The 18,683-nt window shown below is 63.9% G+C and carries 15 protein-coding genes and 1 pseudogene; 7 read left to right on the top strand and 9 right to left on the bottom strand.

The window, feature by feature from the left end:
• Positions 1 to 41: 41 nt before the first annotated feature.
• From AUV07_RS11490 to AUV07_RS17370, 3 genes and pseudogenes are all read right to left on the bottom strand, one after another.
• The gene (locus AUV07_RS11490; protein ID WP_025104274.1) at positions 42 to 371 is read right to left on the bottom strand and encodes an Rv3654c family TadE-like protein; all 330 of its coding nucleotides are present in this window, start codon (positions 369 to 371) and stop codon (positions 42 to 44) included.
• Entirely contained in the window at positions 371 to 751 is a 381-nt protein-coding gene (locus AUV07_RS11485) for a TadE family type IV pilus minor pilin (protein WP_062636257.1), read from the bottom strand. Before AUV07_RS11485 ends, AUV07_RS11490 begins: the two co-directional genes overlap by 1 nt.
• A pseudogene (locus AUV07_RS17370) lies at positions 748 to 855 on the bottom strand (DUF4244 domain-containing protein); the annotation flags it as partial. The pseudogene AUV07_RS17370 and the gene AUV07_RS11485, both read right to left, overlap by 4 nt.
• Before the next feature lie 35 nt (positions 856 to 890).
• On the opposite strand from AUV07_RS17370, the gene AUV07_RS11480 reads away from it, so the two are divergent.
• A complete protein-coding gene (locus tag AUV07_RS11480) occupies positions 891 to 2,378 on the top strand; it encodes a recombinase family protein (protein ID WP_062636256.1) in 1,488 nt (495 codons plus the stop codon).
• Positions 2,379 to 2,679: 301 nt separating this feature from the next.
• Here AUV07_RS11480 and AUV07_RS11475 read toward each other — a convergent pair whose 3' ends face one another.
• The 3 genes from AUV07_RS11475 to AUV07_RS17365 all read right to left on the bottom strand — a co-directional run bounded on the left by AUV07_RS11475 (position 2,680) and on the right by AUV07_RS17365 (position 6,173).
• Entirely contained in the window at positions 2,680 to 3,819 is a 1,140-nt protein-coding gene (locus AUV07_RS11475; RefSeq protein ID WP_062636255.1) for a plasmid recombination protein, read from the bottom strand.
• A 309-nt stretch (positions 3,820 to 4,128) separates the two neighbouring features.
• The gene (locus AUV07_RS11470) at positions 4,129 to 5,451 is read right to left on the bottom strand and encodes an AAA family ATPase (RefSeq protein WP_062636254.1); all 1,323 of its coding nucleotides are present in this window, start codon (positions 5,449 to 5,451) and stop codon (positions 4,129 to 4,131) included.
• 416 nt (positions 5,452 to 5,867) lie between these two features.
• Positions 5,868 to 6,173, bottom strand: a complete 306-nt coding sequence (locus AUV07_RS17365; protein ID WP_082802928.1) for a helix-turn-helix domain-containing protein — start codon at positions 6,171 to 6,173, stop codon at positions 5,868 to 5,870.
• 1,293 nt (positions 6,174 to 7,466) lie between these two features.
• On the opposite strand from AUV07_RS17365, the gene AUV07_RS11460 reads away from it, so the two are divergent.
• The 6 genes from AUV07_RS11460 (at position 7,467) to AUV07_RS11435 (ending at position 16,174) form a co-directional block, all read left to right on the top strand.
• Positions 7,467 to 8,699, top strand: a complete 1,233-nt coding sequence (locus tag AUV07_RS11460) for an ATP-binding protein (RefSeq protein ID WP_082802927.1) — start codon at positions 7,467 to 7,469, stop codon at positions 8,697 to 8,699.
• 16 nt (positions 8,700 to 8,715) lie between these two features.
• Positions 8,716 to 8,973 (top strand): helix-turn-helix domain-containing protein, encoded by a 258-nt coding sequence (locus tag AUV07_RS17360; protein WP_082802926.1) that lies wholly within the window; start codon positions 8,716 to 8,718, stop codon positions 8,971 to 8,973.
• A gap of 2 nt (positions 8,974 to 8,975) precedes the next feature.
• Positions 8,976 to 9,410: a hypothetical protein gene (locus tag AUV07_RS11455; protein WP_062636250.1), complete on the top strand. Its 435-nt coding sequence runs from the start codon at positions 8,976 to 8,978 to the stop codon at positions 9,408 to 9,410.
• A gap of 103 nt (positions 9,411 to 9,513) precedes the next feature.
• Positions 9,514 to 14,394, top strand: coding sequence for a DEAD/DEAH box helicase (locus AUV07_RS11450; protein ID WP_197462142.1), 4,881 nt, complete (start codon positions 9,514 to 9,516; stop codon positions 14,392 to 14,394).
• Positions 14,395 to 14,396: 2 nt separating this feature from the next.
• Positions 14,397 to 14,789, top strand: coding sequence for a hypothetical protein (locus AUV07_RS11445; RefSeq protein ID WP_062636248.1), 393 nt, complete (start codon positions 14,397 to 14,399; stop codon positions 14,787 to 14,789).
• Between the two features lie 261 nt (positions 14,790 to 15,050).
• Positions 15,051 to 16,174 (top strand): IS3 family transposase gene (locus AUV07_RS11435; RefSeq protein ID WP_442922883.1). Its coding sequence is split into 2 segments (ribosomal slippage): positions 15,051 to 15,266 and positions 15,269 to 16,174, totalling 1,122 coding nucleotides; the frame shifts between segments, so codons are not numbered across the junction.
• A 99-nt stretch (positions 16,175 to 16,273) separates the two neighbouring features.
• On the opposite strand, the gene AUV07_RS17655 is transcribed toward AUV07_RS11435, so the two are convergent.
• The 3 genes from AUV07_RS17655 to AUV07_RS11425 form a co-directional block, all read right to left on the bottom strand.
• Positions 16,274 to 16,426, bottom strand: a complete 153-nt coding sequence (locus tag AUV07_RS17655; RefSeq protein WP_157524051.1) for a hypothetical protein — start codon at positions 16,424 to 16,426, stop codon at positions 16,274 to 16,276.
• 27 nt (positions 16,427 to 16,453) lie between these two features.
• Positions 16,454 to 17,233, bottom strand: a complete 780-nt coding sequence (locus tag AUV07_RS11430; protein WP_062636244.1) for a GAF domain-containing protein — start codon at positions 17,231 to 17,233, stop codon at positions 16,454 to 16,456.
• 255 nt (positions 17,234 to 17,488) lie between these two features.
• Positions 17,489 to 18,574 (bottom strand): hypothetical protein, encoded by a 1,086-nt coding sequence (locus AUV07_RS11425; RefSeq protein ID WP_157524049.1) that lies wholly within the window; start codon positions 18,572 to 18,574, stop codon positions 17,489 to 17,491.
• Positions 18,575 to 18,683 lie beyond the last annotated feature (109 nt).

The raw sequence follows: 18,683 nt of genomic DNA, 5'->3' as shown, positions 1-18,683 counted from the left end.
TATCAGGGGTCGTTCACAGCGGGCGAGGGGTAGAGCCGCCGTCATGGTTCCTCGGGTGGCCCGGCACGAGCGCGGGAGACGGCAGCGAGTCCAGCGTACGCCGCCTCCACCGACACGGTCGCCACATACCCTTCCAGCGAACAGCTCGTCAGGGCCGCCCCGCTCGCCGCGGCGACCCTGGCGGCCAACGCGCAGGGCTCGTCCGCCGTCGGCACCGCGCCGCTCGCGGCATCGGCGGCGGCGAGCGCGGCGGCGTCGGCGGCGCCCGCCGCACGCTGTGCCGTGACCGCCGCACCGCCCACGGCCGCAAGACCGACGGACAGCGTGGCGCTCACCACGAGGAGCGCGGCTGCGAGCGCCGACCCGGCCATCAGCGGCCCCCGTCCAGGGCGCAGCTCGAGGCGCGCAGCGGGACGCTGATGACCGCTCCGAGGGAGAACCGGAGCGTCGCCGTGGCGCACACGAGGTCGCCGGCAGGGGCGAAGGCGGCACCGGCGCCCGGGATCGCCTCGTGGACGACCCGGGCAGCCGCCGCCGCGTCCTCGCCACGGCCGAGCAGCCGGGCGGCGTCGGCGGCAGCATCCTGCAGCGCGACCTGCCGCGACGCCGCCAGGAGAGCTCCCGCCCCCAGCAGCAGCACCAGCACGATGGCCGGTAGTGCCAGGGCGAGCTCTGCCGCGACGGCACCGCGGTCGCCCCGCCACCACGACGGGGCCGCGGTCGCGCGAGTGTCGTGTCCGCCGTGCGTCATGACACGGTCAGGGCTCGACGGACGAGACCGGTGAGGATGCCCCGCACCTCGTCCGAGCGCATGATCGCCACGAGCAGACCGGCGAAGGCGACCGCGGCCATCGTGGTTGACCCGATGCATACTCTGCGATGATGTCCACATGCCAACGATCCGCAGCACCACCCCGCGCGTCGCGATCTACGTGCGACAGTCGGTTGACGAGGAGCAGGGAATCGGCCAGCAACTCGATGACTGCCGAGCGGAGTGCCAGCGGCGGGGGTGGCAGATCGCTGGTGAGTTTCAGGATAACGACACCTCCGCCTCTAAGGAGCGCGGCCCGAAGACAGCATGGGCTGCCATGCTCAAGGCGTTCGATTCGGGCGAATTTGACACCATCATCGTCACCGAGACCTCGCGCATCACGCGAAGTCTGATCGATGTCCTGGACATCCGCCCCCCGCGTCGAGACATCCGCGTAGTCGTCATTCGCGAAGCCATCGACACCGAGCACGACGACTTCATGCTCAAGCAGCTCGTCCTTCTCGCGGAGCGTGAGGTGAAGATAAAGGGGGCGCGCGCGGCGCGATATGCAGCGACGCGCAGAGCGGCCGGACACCCGACTCCGGGCAAGCCGCCGCACGGGTATCGGTGGGTTCCTCAGATCGAACGTGATTCGACGGGTATCCGCTATCGAATCGACGACGCAGAGGCGGAAGACGTGCGACAGATCTTCCGTGAGTTTCTCGCGGGAGCGCCTCTCGGACAGATTGCCCGGGATCTCAGCGAAGCTGGTCGGCTGACGCGCAGGGGGTCTAGATGGAGCTCGTCCACGGTTCGACGCGTGCTGTTGAACCCGGTGTATGCGGCCCTCTTGGCGCCTGCGCAGCCCAGCGGTAAGTATGACGCAACCGCAATTGACCTTGAAGCGTGCACGCCCGGGTCATGGGGCGCGATCGTCGAGCGCGATCACCTGGTGGCGGCTCGCAGCCGGCTGATCGGGGTAGCGCCGAACCACAGCGGCACGGCTCGCAAATGGCTGCTCTCCGGTCTAGCAGTCTGCGCTGTCTGCTCCACGCCAGTCCGCTCTGCGCGCGGCGAGACGCACCCAACCGCTCGAATCGATGGGAGTGGTGCGGCGCAGACGCTGCGCTATCACGCCTATCGCTGCGTGAAGGGACACTTCATGCGCAACGGTGACATCATCGACGAGTTCGTGTCCGAGGTGTGTATCGCGCGCTTGTCCGCGCCGGATGCCCTACAACTGGTTTCCCCGCGTGCGGACCGAGCGGACATAGGCGTTCTTCACGCAACCCGGGAAGGACTAAAGACGCGGAGGCAGTCGATCGCACGCTTCGTGGCGCGCGGACTCATGACGGACCTGGAAGCCGACGACAGCCTGCGCGAGATCGCAGATGAAATGCGTTCGATCAGCGAGGAGATTGCCCGAGCGATCCGAGAAGACCCTCTCGCCGAGCTGGCCGAAGTCGATGATGTTCGGGCTTGGTGGAGTGACGCGACTCTCGCGCGCCGGCGGTTGATCGTTGAGACTCTCATGACGGTCAAGATTCACCCTGTGGGACACGGTCGACGCGTCACGAACCTCGACTCCGCTGCGGAGACCGTGACAGTTGAGTGGTCGCGGAAGTAAAACGTGAGCGTTCGGACTGTCGGCGCGACGCGGTCGGGAACGCTGGAGTCGCTGCCTCTCCTGGCGAGCATGACTTGTGACCACCGGGTGGCCACATCCCGCCCGTTCAATGTCCATAATGTGGTCACCAAGTGGCCACGCCCAATTTGGCGGACCGCGGAGTGACCATCTTGTGACCGCATTGTGGCCAGGGTATGACCAAGTGAAGGTCACTAAAGGTGTGGCTCGTTCCGTGACCACCGAGTGACCAGGTGATGACCACATTATGGTCATCACCCGGTCACACAGGGCTGATTCAGGCCTAGTACTCTCTGTCGGCCCGGCGCGGAGCGAGGAGACTGTCCTGCTGGGTCATTTCGAGAGCCTCGCGGCGCAGAGCGTGAAGTTTCGCCATGTCAGCCTCAAATCGAGCTCGCAACGGGGTGCCACCAACCGACACCTTGTCGAGCCAGCGATCTACGTCGGCCGGAACATCCTCCAGGCGGGCGTGCAGATCCTGCAGGCGGCGTTTCTCCATGTCTGCTGCCTGACGAGCTAGTGTCGCCGCGTCTCGCGCGGTCTTGGCCAGTTCTGCTGCGGCCTGAGCGTCCCGCAGCTCCTGTTCAGCCTTGGAGTTGAGAAGTTCTGCCTCACGTTCACGTTCCACGACGAGAGCCTCGTGGTCGTCCATGGTCGACATCCGCTTGCGCAACCGCAGCTTGAGGAGCTCATTCATGTTTTGATCGCTCTCGACCTGTCGCACCGCCTCACGGAGACGATCCGACTTTGCCTGGAACTCACTGCTGCTCAGGTGCTCACGTGATCGCTCAGTCACTCGATACTCGACGTCGTATCCGGCCGCTGCCACAGCATCACGCAGCTCCTTATGCTGGCGTTTCAGGTCGGAGGGCCCCTTGAAGAAGTCCTTCTGCGACAGCCGGCCGTCCTCAGTGACCGGGGTCACGATTACCTGCAGTTGTGGATTGAACTCGTCCAGGTGGACAGACCACCCGACGATGTTCGGCTGCCCGAACTCCGCACATGCCCAGTCAAGTGCTGCCCCCATATAGGCGACGGCCTCAGCGTTCATTCCGGAGGATCTCCAGTCGGGATTGTTCTCATCAAACCATCTAGGATCCAGCTGGAGGATCAATCCACGCATGAGCACAGCGTCCTTGCGAAGCCGCCGGTCTACTGTGCTCAACCGTTGCTTCAGGTACGCGTCGAACTCGTCGGACGGAGGTCGGCCCGCCACCGAGCGCGCCTTTCTGAACGCCCCCGAACCGTCGTTGACGACCGTGATGTTGAGCTTGGTTCGCTCAGGCACGATGTTCTTGTTCGCCTGCGAGAAGTGGAACCCTGCGGCCTGATCGAGATCACGCGCGATGTGCCTGAAGAAGGCCTGCGCGTGCCCGCCGCGCCCCACTTTGTGGGACGCGTCGAACGTCATCGTGAAGCTCATCCTGCGCTCCTCTCGACGTGGTTCGTGGGCTGTTCCGTCCTCGACGCAACAGCCCACGAAGCCTCCGGCGGCTCTCCCGAGGGGCTTCTCCTGCCGCTCATCCGAATCCCACCCCTGTGCTCCCTTCGGTGGGTGGGCTTCTCCTTCGCGTCAGAAGAAGGTGTAGCCCCATACACTTTCGCGCGCGCTTCGCTCCTCGAAAGCTCCTGTGGCCCTGCGGGGCAAGTCGCAGCGCGGCCTCTCCAGCGGCAGGTCAGCGCCGGACTGATCTGACGGATCGCCTCCCTCTCCGCGGGGACGAGAATGACCTCAGCCGACATAGCGCCCTCCCATGCCGGAGGGGAATCCGCCGAAGTTGCCATCCGGACGGTCCATGATCGACTGGACCGCCTCGCTCTTGCGCTCCGCGATCGACGACGGCTCCTCAAGAACTTCACCGTCGATGTCGAGCAAGTAGCCCTGGTCGACCATCTCGTTGCATCGACCCCTATGCGTCGCGTGGCACCAGTCAGGATTGCACCTACTGTCATGCCAGGGATGCCCGCACTGCGAACGCCCTCCGGCCGCGAGGTCATCAGGAACGCTGTAGGGGTCGCCGATCCGGTAGGGCTTGACGTGGGTGTACTCCACGGCGTTCCTGGATCCTGCTCGGGAGGAGATGTAGCCGCTGTCCGCGAGGATGCGCAGCGCAGCCGCCAACGTCTCCGCCTTACCCTTCACCGAGCTCTTGATCCGGCTCGTTGTCTGCGCGGTGCCCGCCTGCTCCAAGTACTGGGAGATGTCGCTCATGTGACGCGTCGGCGCCCAGTCATCGCTCGAGGGCCGCCCGAGCACTGCGTCGATGCCGGACTCTCCGCGCGCCAGAGCAGGATTCACTGACAGCGTCACTGCCACCTCTCCGGTCGTGAAGTGTCCATGTCGATCCTTCGTGCACGTCAACCGCGCTTCTCCCGAACGCCCCTTAGCGAACGACATCCCCGCGCGCACCGTCTGGATCATCTGGACTCCAGAGATGGCTGCGCGTTTGCGCTGCGACCCGATTGGTGATGCAGCCGCGCTGTCGGACTTGGGGAGGTGGTCAAGCAAGAGAACGGCAGGACCTCGGCGACCGATCTCCGACGGGACGCGCTTGAACCACTGTGCGACCGCATCATCGGAGTTCGGGTCCGTGCCCTCAAGCGCCATGCTCTCGCCTGTGCTGTCGATGACCACGAGCGAGGGATTCATGAACTGAAGGGTCGTCCAGAGGTCAGACCGGATATCGTCCTTGAAGGCCTCCTCGGGCCGGACATACGCGAACCGATCTGGAGCTGCGATCACACCGTCTGGAACGCCGAGGTCCAGCAGGCGAGACACGATTCCGACAGGGCTGTCTTCCAGATCGATGTAGACCACATTGTGACCGTCCTTCAGCTCTGCCGCGACGGTGGTCAACGCCGTCCAGCTCTTGCCGCAGCCCGACTCGCCGGCCAGCCCGTTGACGGCCGCCGGATACAGCCAATGACTCCCGTCCGACAGTCGGCCGACAGTCGGTCGCGGACGGTCCAGCGTGCCACTGCGCAGACCGCTCACAATGTCGCCGACATCCTGCGCGGACCAGGTCGAACCCGCCTTCGGCGGGATGACCGTCATATGAGGGACCGCTCGCTCCGCTCGCTGGCTCGCCAGCAGGGAGGCGTGTGGCGCTCGTCCGGCGTGAGTAACGGCGAGTGACAACCGCGTGGCACCAATGGTGGTCGTTGAGTCGTCACCCGTTCCCGACCCATTCCCGTGGTCGGGAACGGGTCGGGAGGGAGCTGCAGCGATAACCGATCTGACCTGTTCCCCCGTTCCCTCTCCTAGAGGGAACGGGTGGGAACCGGTCGGATCGCTGGTCGAAGGAGATGACGTACCCGAGGCAGTTGCCTTTCCCGACGGGAACGGGTCAGTTGCATCTCCTACTGAGCTCTGCCCGCGAGCAGCGCTCGCGGAAAAAGGCGAGACCGCGCGGAGCGCGTGTGACTGCACGTCGCCTATTGGCGGGGTCGCGAACAGATCGGCCGCTTCGTTCACCGCGTGCCTCCCAGAATGACGGCGAGGCGCTCAAGCTGCCCCGGAGTCAGCCGCGGGGCGTCGGCAACGATGCGTGCGACCGCTGACTCGACCGCTCGGTCATTCGTCGGGCGACCGACAACGGGCTGAGCGAGCGCGTCCAGGTCGTTGGGGCGAACGTAAAGGCGCCTACCGATCCGCTCGGCAGGGAGAGACCCATCAGCAATCTTGCGGCGAAGCGTCGAGTGACCGATGCGGCGGAGTCGAGCGGCTTCCTGAAGGGTGAACCGCGAGTGGGGGCGAGGGACGGTAGTAGCAGGCAAGACCCGCTCCTCTCAAAGAGGAGGGCACCTGCATGTCTCGCGAGCACCTGCCGGTGTTCTTCTCGCCAGGATCGCCCTAGGCGATCCGCGTTCTCACCAGCCTGTTGACCGCTGGGCTCATCATGCGCTGGTGATCGCACTCGCCCGAGGCTTTGGAATCTGTAACGACGGCGGGATCCAACCCCGGGTTCCGTCGGGTGCATCCAACCGGCGGTTGGACGTGATAAATATACCACTCAAGAACGTTCAGTTTCTGACAATCTCCCCGTTTCTGAGCAAAAATCATAACTAGATTCGTAACCGAGAGAATTTGTACGCGGAGGTGCATTGGGCGATCGGTGGAGGAGCCAGCTACGCTTCTGCGGAGCCAGGCGTACCGAGTATTCGGTACGCCTCACGAGGCGTTCAAAGTCCAGATCAGATCGGAATCGCGTTCGCGCACGACTGAGGGCTCAGCGCCGCGCGTACCGCCGGCTCACTAGAAAGGGGTACGCCGGGAAAAGTGCGCTTATCAGCGCAATGCTCGCGCGGAAGAGCGAAAGTACCGTTTGTACCGCGATTCCCGGAGAAACTTACGTGTGCGTGCGCGCGTGCGCGCACGTGTGGAGTTTCTCGAGATCACCGGTACATCCGGTACAACTCTCGACTTCTTCACTCAACTTCACTGCTTTTTCAAGGCGGATGCACTCACGGCTGCGTACCGTAGTTGCTTCCGAGGCCCCGAAAAGCGGTACGCCGACCTCGCGGGCTGAGCTTCATATGTCTCGCCTGAGCTGGGATAACAGCCGATAGCGTGCGTACCGTATTTGCTCGGCCAGAATCGGTACGCCCCTCGGGTTAGTGATACCCGGTGGGCGCGATGGGCAGATGCCGCGCACCCGCTCCCCGTTCCCGATCCGTTTCCGCAACTTGGATCGGGTCGAATCTCCACGTGGAGACGGAGAAGCTAAGCGCCCGTTCGCGCCTCTTTGCCTAGGCGGGAAGGCAGGGAGCTGCCAGATCCGTTCTGTGAGAGCTCGCCACAACGCGCCGGCCGCAGAAGGCCGGCTCAGCGCAGTCCCTCGAACGGATCGATCACCGTGTGCACGCCGTGCAACGGGCAGAGGAAGCTGATCCGCATACCCTCGGCTGTCTCGAGCGGCACCGGTTCGCAGTCACGCTGGCACTCAGGGCACGTCCTGTGCAGCTCTCGCCCCTCGGCGTCCTCGCCGTGCGGGCTGTCCACATACGACACGCGGTCCTCCAAACGGCGATAACCTTATCAAGGTGGCTTCTGCTGATAAACTTATCAACATGCGCGATGCACTCGACAACCCATTCAGCCCTGGCTCCGACACTATCCCGGAGGTCTGGGCCGGGCGCACCGAGCAGCTGAGTGACTGGCGTGATGTCGTCCGCCCGCGACGGCTTGCCGGCCTATCTGAGCGCGGCCGGACGATCCTCGGAGAGCCGGGGCTTGGGAAGTCCACGCTCGTGCGCAGGATCGCGCAAGAGGCAGCACGTGCGGGTGACTGGGTCACCCCGCAGCTGCGCATTCCCGCCGGCAGCGACCCACTCAAGCTCGTCGCCGACGCTGCGCTGAAGCTCGCAGACGCCGCTGGCCTCCCCGCGTCGCGCGAGAAGCGCATCGGCGATGCGATCTCCCGAGTGCAGGCGGTGGCCGCCTCCGGCATCTCGCTCACCCTCCGCGGTGTCGACGGACCCGAGCCCTACTCGGCACTCACAGAGCTGCTGATCGAGGTCGGCGTCGCAGCGATCGCGCGCGGCGACGTCATGGCGCTCATCCACATCGACGAGATCCAGAACATCACCGAGGAGAAGGCGCTCTCGCAGCTGCTCATCGCGCTCGGAGACGCGCTCACCCATGAGGTCGAGGTCCATGTCCCAGGCGGCGCACGCGTGCGAAGGTCCCTCCCCCTTGCCGTCTACCTGACCGGCCTCCCCGACTTCGAGGACATGGCCGGCGCCCGCAAGGGTGCCACCTTCGCACGGCGCTTCAAGACGACCACGCTCTCCGCGATCGACGACGAAGACCTTGCCGCGGCACTGCAGGAGTTCGTGCTCGACGGATGGGAGGTGCCTGACGGCGCCGGAGGGACGACCCCGATCCTCATGGACCCGGAAGCCGCCGCGCTGATCGTCGAGATCTGCCGCGGCGAGCCGTTCCTGTTCCAGCTCGCCGGCGAGCAGGCCTGGTACGCAGGCAAGGGCACCACGATCACGGCTGACGAGGTACGGCGCGGTTGGCGCGGTGCGCAGCGCGAGGCGACCGCTCACGTCGAGCGCATCCTCGAACGCCTTCCCGCCCGCGAGAAGCAGCTGCTCCAGGCGATGGCTGAGCTCCCAGCCGCCGAGCGCACGCTCACTCGCATCGCGGAGGCGATGGGCTTCAAGAAGGTCACCGACGCCGGCCCCACCGCACAGCGGCTCGACACCGTGCGCGGCATCATCGATCGCGGCAAGCCGTACTCGTTCCGGCACCGTGCCGTCGAGGCCTACCTGACCAGCGACTGGCCGAGCATCTGAGACCGGGAGAACCACCATGGCACGCACTTCATCAGCGGCAGCCGTCAAGCTCGGATCTGCCCTCCGCGAGCTCCGCCAGCACCGCGGGCTCACCGTCGACCAACTTGCCGCGACCAGCGGTATCGACTCATCGAACGTACGCAGCTACGAAAGCGGCCGAGCGATGATGAACGTGAAGACGCTCCTGCGCCTCGCCGAGACGTTGGACGCAGAGCCCGGCCAGCTGCTCGCCGGGGTCACCTCAGCGATGTTCGACACGAACCCCGCGTCCTGAGCATGACCACTCACGCCTCGGACTCCTCTGAGCAGCGCTCGGCGGAGCACGCCATCATCATGGCCGTCGCCCAAGAGCTTGAGGTCGTGCTCGCACCGGCCAGGATCGCCATCGGCGACGCGCACGTCGAGATTGACGGAGCGAGCCCCGATTACAGCGTGCTGGTCGAGGCCTACGCCCGTATCGGAGCGCTCAAGGGTGCACAGCCCCGCAAGCTCGCCACCGATGCGTTCAAGCTCGCCTGGGCAGGTCAGAAGCTCGGCGCGCAACGCCTGATCCTCGCCGTGGCCGACGAGGCGGCTGCGGGATACCTCCGGCGCCCGGGCGCCTGGCTCACCGCTGCAATCGCCGACGCCGGCGTCGAAGTCCTCGTCGCTGCGCTCGACGAGGATATGCGGGCGACCGTCCTCGCCGCGCAGGCACGGCAGTTCCGTTGAGGTCCCGTTGAGACAGCCCCTGCCATGAACAGCCAACCGGCCTCGTTGATCCCGATAGTTTTGGATCGAACACTTCTGTCAGGCCTGAACTGAATCGAGCGACATGTCTGAACCGATCCCTGTGCTGAGCATCCACGATGTGCTGGAGCAGTACCGCAAGGTCGCGTTCGACGAGTACGACAAGGGGGCGCACTTCGAGCGCCTCATCCAGGCCTTCCTGAAAACGGACCAGCAGTACGAGGCGCTGTTCGACGAGGTGTGGCGGTGGAGCGAATACCCCGCGCGCGGGAACCGCACCGACACCGGTGTCGACCTCGTCGCGCGCAACCGCGACAGCGGGGAGCTCACTGCGATCCAGTGCAAGTTCTTCGCCCCCAAGACAACCGTCACCAAGGCGATGCTGGACTCGTTCCTCTCCGCCTCCGGCAAGTCGCTCGAGGACGGGACCCCCGAGTTCGCGTCGCGCCTGATTGTCTCAACGTCGGACACCTGGGGTAAGAACGCCGAAGAGGCGATCGCCAACCAGACGATCCCCGTCGAACGACTCCGCGTGCAAGACCTTGACGAGTCCTCGATCGACTGGTCGCAGTTCGTCTGGGACAAGCCCGCAGACCTGACGACGAAGCCACGCAAGAGTCCGTTCGACTATCAAGAGACGGCGATCTCCGATGTGCTCGCCGGCTTCGCAGAGCATGACCGCGGCAAGCTCATCATGGCGTGCGGGACAGGGAAGACCTTCACCTCCTTGCGCTTGGCAGAGCAGACGGTGAAGCCCGGGGGCACGGTGCTGTTCCTCGTGCCCTCCATCGCGCTGCTCGGTCAGACGCTGAAGGAGTGGACGATCCAGGCCGAGGTGCCGCTGCGTTCCTTCGCGGTGTGCTCAGACGTCTCGGTGGGCAAGCGCCGCACCGATGAAGACATCCCCGTCACAGATCTCGCTTATCCCGCCACGACCAACGCCGCTGCGCTGGTGAAGCAGGTCTCCGCCGGCGACGCCTCCGATCGCGTCACCGTGATCTTCTCCACGTACCAGTCCCTGCCCGTAATCTCGAAGGCACAGAAGCTCGGCGGCGGTCTCGGCGAGTTCGACCTCATCATCTGCGACGAAGCACATCGCACCACTGGAGCCGCACTCTCCAGTGACGACGAAAGCGCCTTCATGAGGGTGCACGATCAGTCCTTCGTGCAGGGCAAGCGCCGGCTGTACATGACCGCGACGCCGCGGATCTTCTCCGACGGCACTCGCAAGAAGGCCGATGAGGTTGGCGCCAAGCTCGCCGACATGGACGACGAGAACGTCTACGGCCCTGAGTTCCACCGCCTCGGCTTCGGGAAGGCCGTGTCCATGGGCCGGCTCACCGACTACAAGGTGCTGGTGCTCGCCGTCGACGAAGGGTACGTCGCGCGCGAGTTCCAGTCGCTGATGTCCCGCGACGGCTACGAGCTCGCGATGGAGGACACCGCTAAGATCATCGGCACGTGGAACGGTCTCGCAAAGAAGTCCGTCATTCCCACAGAGTACGAAGACGACCCGTCACCCATGCAGCGGGCAGTGATGTTCGCCAAGGACATCAAGACCTCCAAGGCGCTCGCGAACACCTTCCAGGACGTCATCGAGAGCGAGATCCAGCGCCTGACCGACGCCGGGGAGGACACGTCCAAGCTGCTGCACACCCAGGCGCAGCACGTCGACGGCACCGAGTCGATGCTCGCGCGCAACCACAAGCTCGACTGGCTGAAGGAGGCCGCACCCGACAACACGGTGAGGATCCTCTCCAACGCGAAGTGTCTCTCCGAGGGTGTCGATGTTCCCGCGCTGGACGCTGTGATGTTCATGAACCCGCGCAAGAGCGTCGTCGACGTCGTGCAGTCCGTGGGCCGCGTCATGCGGAAGATGGCCGGCAAGCGCTACGGGTATGTGATCCTCCCGATCGGAGTCCCCGGCGGCGTCGCGCCGGAGGAGGCACTGAACAACAACGACAAGTACCGCGTGGTCTGGCAGGTGCTCCAGGCTCTGCGCGCGCACGACGAGCGCTTCGACGCCGAGGTCAACAAGATCGACCTCACGAAGAAGACCGACCGCCTCATCGTTGACGTCATCGGGGCGGGCGGCGGCAAGGGCGACGACGGAGACGATGTCGACGCCGCGGTCGCCGGAGCCGACAAGGTCCACGCCCAGGTGCAGCTGGACTTCTCCAAGATCGAAGCGTGGCGCGACGCCATCCTGTCAAAGATCGTGCAGAAGGTCGGGCAGAAGCGCTACTGGGAGAACTGGGCCAAGGATGTCGCCGACATCGCGCATGCGCACACCACCCGCATCGAGGCGCTCATCAACGGCGACAACAAGCGCATCCGCGAGGAGTTCGAGGCGTTCACCGAGGGCCTCAGACTGAATTTGAACCCCGACATCTCGCACGACGACGCCGTGCAGATGCTCTCCCAGCACCTGATCACCCAGCCGGTGTTCGACGCCCTCTTCGAGGGGTACGCGTTCAGCGAGAACAACCCCGTCTCGCAGGTGATGAACCGGATGGTCGAGGTCCTCGACGGCCAGAACCTGGAGAACGAGACAGACAAGCTCGAGCAGTTCTACGAGAGCGTCAGGACCAGAGCCGCCGATATCGACGACGCCGGCGCCAAGCAGACCATCGTCAAGGAACTATACGAGAAGTTCTTCTCCACGGCGTTCTCCAAGACCAGCGAGAAGCTCGGCATCGTCTATACGCCCAACGAGATCGTGGACTTCATCATCCACTCCGTCGACGACATCCTGAAGGACGAGTTCGACTCGTCGCTCTCGGACGAGGGCGTGCACGTGCTGGACCCATTCGCCGGCACCGGGACTTTCATCGTACGGCTGCTGCAGTCCGGGCTCATCAAGCCGAACGACCTGGCGCGGAAGTACCGCTACGAGCTGCACGCCAACGAGATCGTGCTGCTCGCCTACTATGTCGCCGCAATCAACATCGAGGAGACGTACCACTCGCTGCAGGGCGGCAACTACGTGCCCTTCGACGGAATCGTGCTCACGGACACTTTCCAGATGTTCGAGGACGACGACAAGATGGACGACCTCGGCGTCTTCGCGGCCAACAATGACCGGGTGATCGCGCAGAAGGAGCGCGACATCCGGGTCGTGATCGGCAACCCGCCGTACTCAGCTGCCCAGAAGTCCGAGAACGACGCGAACAAGAACAACAGTTACCCCACGCTCGACAAGAACATACGCGACACGTACGCGAAGCGATCCACTGCAACACTGAAGTACAACCTCTATGACAGCTACATCCGCGCGATTCGCTGGGCTTCCGACCGCATCGGCGATCAGGGCATCGTCGCTTACGTCTCCAACGGTGGCTACATCGAAGCGAACACCGCCGATGGACTCAGGCTGTCCCTGATCGACGAGTTCACGAGCGTCTACATCTTCAACCTACGGGGGAATGCTCGAACATCTGGTGAGCGACGGCGCATGGAGAAGGACAACGTCTTCGGCCAGGGAGCGCGAACGACGGTCGCCATCGCTCTGTTCGTGAAGAACCCGAAGCAGCAGTCACCCGGAAAGCTGTACTACTACGACATCGGTGACTACCTCACCACCGACCAGAAGCTCAAGAAGATCGCAGCATTCAGTTCGGTCAGCACGATGCCGTGGAGCCAGATTGATCCGTCACCAGAGGGCGACTGGATCGGGATGCGCAGTGACACCTTCGGGCGCTTTGCCCCACTCGGGTCGAAGGATCGAATCTCGCGCGAAACAAGGATCATGACGATGTACTCCCACGGCCTCGTCACGTCACGCGATGCCTGGGTATATAGCTACTCTTCGGAAGATCTTGTGCAGAATGCGAAGCGTTTGATCGAGAACTACAACGCGGAGGTCCAGCGCTGGATCGAGGCGGAAAGCGATGCCGATCCGCGCGACTTCGTAACCACGGACGCAACTCAAGTGAATTGGAGCCGGGACCTTCTGGCGCGACTCAAAGCTGGCAAGCCGGTCAAGTTCAACCCAAATTCTGTCGGTCGAGTTGTGATGTATCGACCGTTTGCCAAGCAGCTCGCCTACTACGATCCTGCGCTGAACACCCGCAACGGCAAGCTGGATCACGTGTTCCCCGAAGCCGGGAGTCGGAACCTAGGCTTCTACGTGGTGGGTATGAGCTCAGCTGTTCCGTTCTCTGCACTCATGCTCGACTGCATCCCGGACCTTCACGTCACCGGCGCTGGTAGCGGTGGCCAGTTCTTTCCCCGCTACACCTATCGCGAGATCGAGGACGACCCCGCGACGCTGTTCCCCGGCTCGGGAACTCTCCCGGTCTTCGACGAGATCGAAGGACGCCTCGACCTTAATGGCGAGGGGCAGAAATACGAGCGCATCGACAACATCACCGACGAGATCCTCCGCGACTTCCAGAGCACCTACGACAAGAAGGTCACCAAGGACGACATCTTCTTCTACGTGTACGGTCTGATGCACTCGCCCGAGTACCGCGCCGAGTTCGAGTCGGATCTCAAGAAGATGCTGCCGCGCATCCCGAAGGTGAAGGCGTTCAAGGAGTTCGCGAAGGCCGGTCGTGCTCTCAGCAATCTGCACCTGGACTACGAGAATGTGCCGAAATACCCGCTCACCGTGACCCAGCGCGAGAACGCATCGCTTCGCGTGACGAAGATGCGCTACGGGAAGGCCGGCAAGGACGTCGACAAGAGCAAGGTCATCTACAACGACGACATCACCCTGTCGGGTATCCCTGCGGAGGCTCACGAGTACATGCTCGGTTCCCGATCCGCACTGGACTGGATCCTGGAGCGCTACCAGATCAAGACCGACAAGCCGTCCGGGATCGTCAACGACCCAAACGCGTGGGGTGACGAGCACGGCAACCAGCGTTACATCCTCGAACTCCTGCAGCGCATCACCACGGTGAGCGTGGAGACGGTGAAGATCGTCAAGGCTCTGCCGGGTCTTGAGGTCATGGGAGGCTGACGATGGGGATCCTGGACAAGCTATTGATCAGCGGTTCGGTCGCACTGGCCGGCACCGGAATCACGAAGATCGTGAAGTCCGTCAGAGAAGAGTCACGGCGCAGGAACACGCCGCCCGAGTTCGATGAACGGCTCACCCAGTCGGAATTCCTCGGCTTGGTTGAGCATTTGGCAAGGACAACACCTCGCGTTCTTGGCGCGACAGTGGATGGTCAGATCGTGAAGATCCATGTCCGCTCGAATAGCGGCCTGACGACATGGTCGGCAGAGCTCGATTTCAACGACTACGGTCACCTGACGGGTACGTACTGGATCCGCACGGAGAACGATCAGTCGCCGATCCCCGAGTTTTTCGCGAGTGCCCTTCGGGATCAGATCCAGCAACGCATAACGTGACGAGCTGTCACCGCGACCGTCAAGCCGTCGCGAGATGCCTCATGAGGTCTCACCCAGATAACCCCAGAGCTGATATCCGCCGCCTTCGTCGCTGATGACATCGAACCCCTCAGCAATGCTGAAGGGACTGCTGCACGAATAGGTGACATCTGATCTGGCTTGCCCGGGAGGGCGGCCTGGAAGGATGTTGCTGTGCCCAAGCCCTACCCGTCCGAGTTCCGTGACGACGTTGTGCGCGTTGCTTAGAACCGTGAGCCCGGCGTGAACATCGAGCAGATCGCGAAAGACTTCGGGGTTCATCCGATGACGTTGCAGAAGTGGTTGCGTCGCGCCGACGTCGACGAGGGCGCGAAGCCCGGCCAGTCGCGGACCGAGGCTGCCGAGTTGCGGGAAGCGCGCAAGCGGATCCGGCTTCTCGAGCAGGAGAACGAGGTGCTGCGGCGGGCGGCGGCGTATCTGTCGCAGGCGAACCTGCCGGGAAAAGGTTCTACCCGCTCGTGACAGAGCTCGCCGAAGCAGGGATCCCTGTGACGGTGACGTGCCGGGTTCTCAAGCTCTCCCGCCAGCCCTACTACCGCTGGCTGGCGACTCCCATCACCGCCAGCGAGGTGGCGGAGGCGTATCGCGCGAACGCGCTGTTCGACGCTCACCAGGACGACCCCGAGTTCGGACACCGACTCCTCGCCGACGAGGCCCGCGACAACGGTGAGGCGATGTCGGACCGGACCGCGTGGCGGATCGCATCCAGCAACGGCTGGTTCAGCGCGTTCGGGAAACCCAAACGGGGCAAGAACCGCCGGCCCGGGCCGCCCGTTCACGACGACCTGTGCGCCGTCGTCGACGAGCACGGCCGCACCCGGCACGTCTTCGCCGCCGATGCGCCGAACCAGCTGTGGCTCACGGACATCACCGAGCACAAGACCGCCGAAGGCAAGCTCTACCTCTGCGCGATCAAGGACGTGTTCAGCGGCCGGATCGTCGGGTACTCCATCGACTCGCGGATGAAGTCCCGCTTGGCCGTCCAGGCGCTCGACAACGCCGTCGCCGTGCGCGGCGACGTCGCCGGTTGCGTAGTCCACTCCGACCGCGGCTCTCAATTCCGAAGCAGGAAGATGCTACGCGCCCTGGCCCGTCACCGCATGGTCGGGAGCATGGGCAGAGTCGGGTCCAGCGGGGACAACGCAGCCATGGAATCGTTCTTCGCGTTGCTGCAGAACAACGTTCTCAACCGCCGGTCCTGGACCACCCGGGATCAGTTGCGCATCGCGATGATCACCTGGATCGAGCGGACCTACCACCGCCGCCGACGCCAGGCCCGCCTGGGCCGTTTGACGCCCATCGAATTCGAGACCATCATGAACACGACCGTCGCGCTGGCGGCGTGACCACAACCTGTCACCTATTCGTGCAGCAGTCCCTTAACCTGCGCGCATAACCCGGCTCGGGGCACTATAGGCCTCCGCAGCGAACAGGGTGGTGAAGTCTCAGCCTCGGGCAGTTGAGGTGATCAGGAAATGAGCACGGCGATTCCGCTCGGCTCGCACCTGCTTCTGCGCGCGCTCCATCGCCTTCTTGGGGTCGACGACCGGACGCTCGATGTAGTTCGGTCGCGCTTCGTTCAGCTTGATCTTGCCCATATCGTCACCTCCTGTGATGCCTTCATGCTACCTGGACCCACCCCCACCGCGGGTGGCTTCTGCGAAGAACACGCCGAGGGCAGATGCGAACAGTGCGAGCGTGGACGCGTGCCGCTCTTCGAGCGAGCCCGGAACTGGCGCATCCACCGTAAGCAGCCCGAACCCCTCGTCGGAGGAACGGATCGGGGCAGTGACGAACGTCGAGTAGCCGTCTGCGGTGCCCGCCCACTCTCCAGGTGCAGTCTTCGAGAGATCCTGCACCATGACGTAGGACCTGTCGCCGCTGAGCACCGCGAAGGCCTTGTCGCCGCGTTCGGTGCCCCGCACAAACGGGCTTGGCCGGTCATGGCGACCCGCCGGCTCGAAGGGAATCATCTGCGTGCCGTCGTCGCTGATCCTGAACACGACGACCCGGACGCCGGAGACGTCGTCGAAGGCATTCCTGAGATCTCCAACCACGCGGTGCACGGCAGATTCCAAGACCCGAGCACGCTCTGACCTCGGCTGTGAAGTCGTCGTCGCAGCGAGCTCGAGCAATCGCGGAAGGCTCTCCTCCATCAGCCGTTCACGGGCATCCGCACGCTCATCGTCCTCACCTGCGCGCTTGCGCCAGAAGACGCCGGGGATCGGCAGCAACGCGGACACGACGATGAGGATCCACCACCAGCCGGAGGTCGCGAGTCCCGCCGCGCCTCCGGTCGTGCCCAGCAGCGTCGCCGTCGTGACGAGTGGTTCTCCTCGATCCCCCCAGTACCCCAGCCATCGCCACGCGGCGACGAAGGGGTTCTGCGGTGGCGACTGGGGCATCCCATCACCCTACTGGCGTCCCTCGCAGACCTGACGTTGCTTCCTCAGCGCTGGCCGCAGGTTCGAATACAAGCAGAAACGACAGATCCACTCGTAATCGTGCACTCAACGCGTTAAGCTCGTGCTCAGCCCCATCTCACTTCAAGGGGTGTGTTTCTAACCGCCGATATTCACAGTTATCCAAACTATCGGCGCCAAGCCCCTTTATCCGGGGTTAGAGCGAATCGGCCGGGACTCGCCGCTGATCAGGTACGCCTAGCCTTCGATGACGCGCCCCGTGAACCGGTTTTCGAAGTCGACGTTGACGGGAACGAACCGTCGGTGGAAGAAGATGCCAATCGGCCGATGCGGCGTGTCTCCGTCCGGCGGAGTGGTGACGGGCGAACGGAAGCCGAGGACACGACCCCCGATGACGTGCTCGGGGAGTCGATCGACAACCAGCCTGGGGTACTCGGCGATGCCGTCTGGCAGGTCGTTCCCGAAGTGCCGCCGCGCTGCGGAGGCGAAAAGGGCAGCATAAATGTTTGCCATCATCCACGCCTCGGCCAGCACGATGGGTAGGTCAACACGAAGGGACACAGCCTCGACACCTTGGCGAGGGGTGCCGTGAGGTCTGCACAGATAAGTCAACATCGCCCGGTCGAAGAGAGGAACGGACTTCCCTTCTCCGAAGGCGCTCGCAGGGATGTTGCCGTCGGCGTCTGGAGGAGTGGTCACGAACTCTATGCGCACATCACCCCGAGCGGATACGGCGAGTCCGTGCTTGACCTTGTTATTGGCAGCGTTTACGGACAGTTCGTTGTCTGATAGAAGAAACGCCGCATGGTTCAGCCAGGCGATAGCGGTGTCAGCGGCTCGGATCGCTGTTTGATCGATAACGGCACCAGGTGGGAAGAACAGTTCGAGGAACCTGCCTTCGGCGTTGAGGGCGTCGACGTTCCCGTGCAGCACGTCGATCATCCTCGTAGGGCTATCGGCGATCGCTAGCCACACGCATCGAGCATCCCTGCCGTTCGGCGTTGAAGCCGCCACCGCATAGGTGAACCGGGTCAGCGCCTCCGCAGCCTGATGGCGCAATGCGAGCGCTTCAATGGCTGTCTGCACGCGTCGCTCTTGTTCATCGAAGTCGATCAAGAACTCCGATTCGGTCACACCGAGCGCATCGAAGAACTCCGAATGTGACTCGGCGGTCGGATGCGACGATGTGCTCTCTGCCTCGAGGAGATTCGCGATCTTCGACGAGAAGTGGCCGAGGGGGTTCGAGTGGAAGAACTCATCGTCGAGCATTCTCGCCTGATCTGACGTCAGCGAAGGGCCGTGCGCATGTAACGGAAGCTGCATGTCCATAGTCTGCGCCAAGCGCGGGCGGATGTCTCCCCAGTCCGGAGCGACCCTTCCGTTTGAATGTGCCGGCCTCAGCGCCGCCGTTCCACTTCAAAGATGTCCTAAA

The sequence above is a fragment of the Microbacterium sp. CH1 genome, from assembly GCF_001595495.1.
In the GTDB taxonomy this organism is placed as follows: domain Bacteria; phylum Actinomycetota; class Actinomycetes; order Actinomycetales; family Microbacteriaceae; genus Microbacterium.
This window is presented reverse-complemented; position numbering and strand designations above follow the sequence as displayed.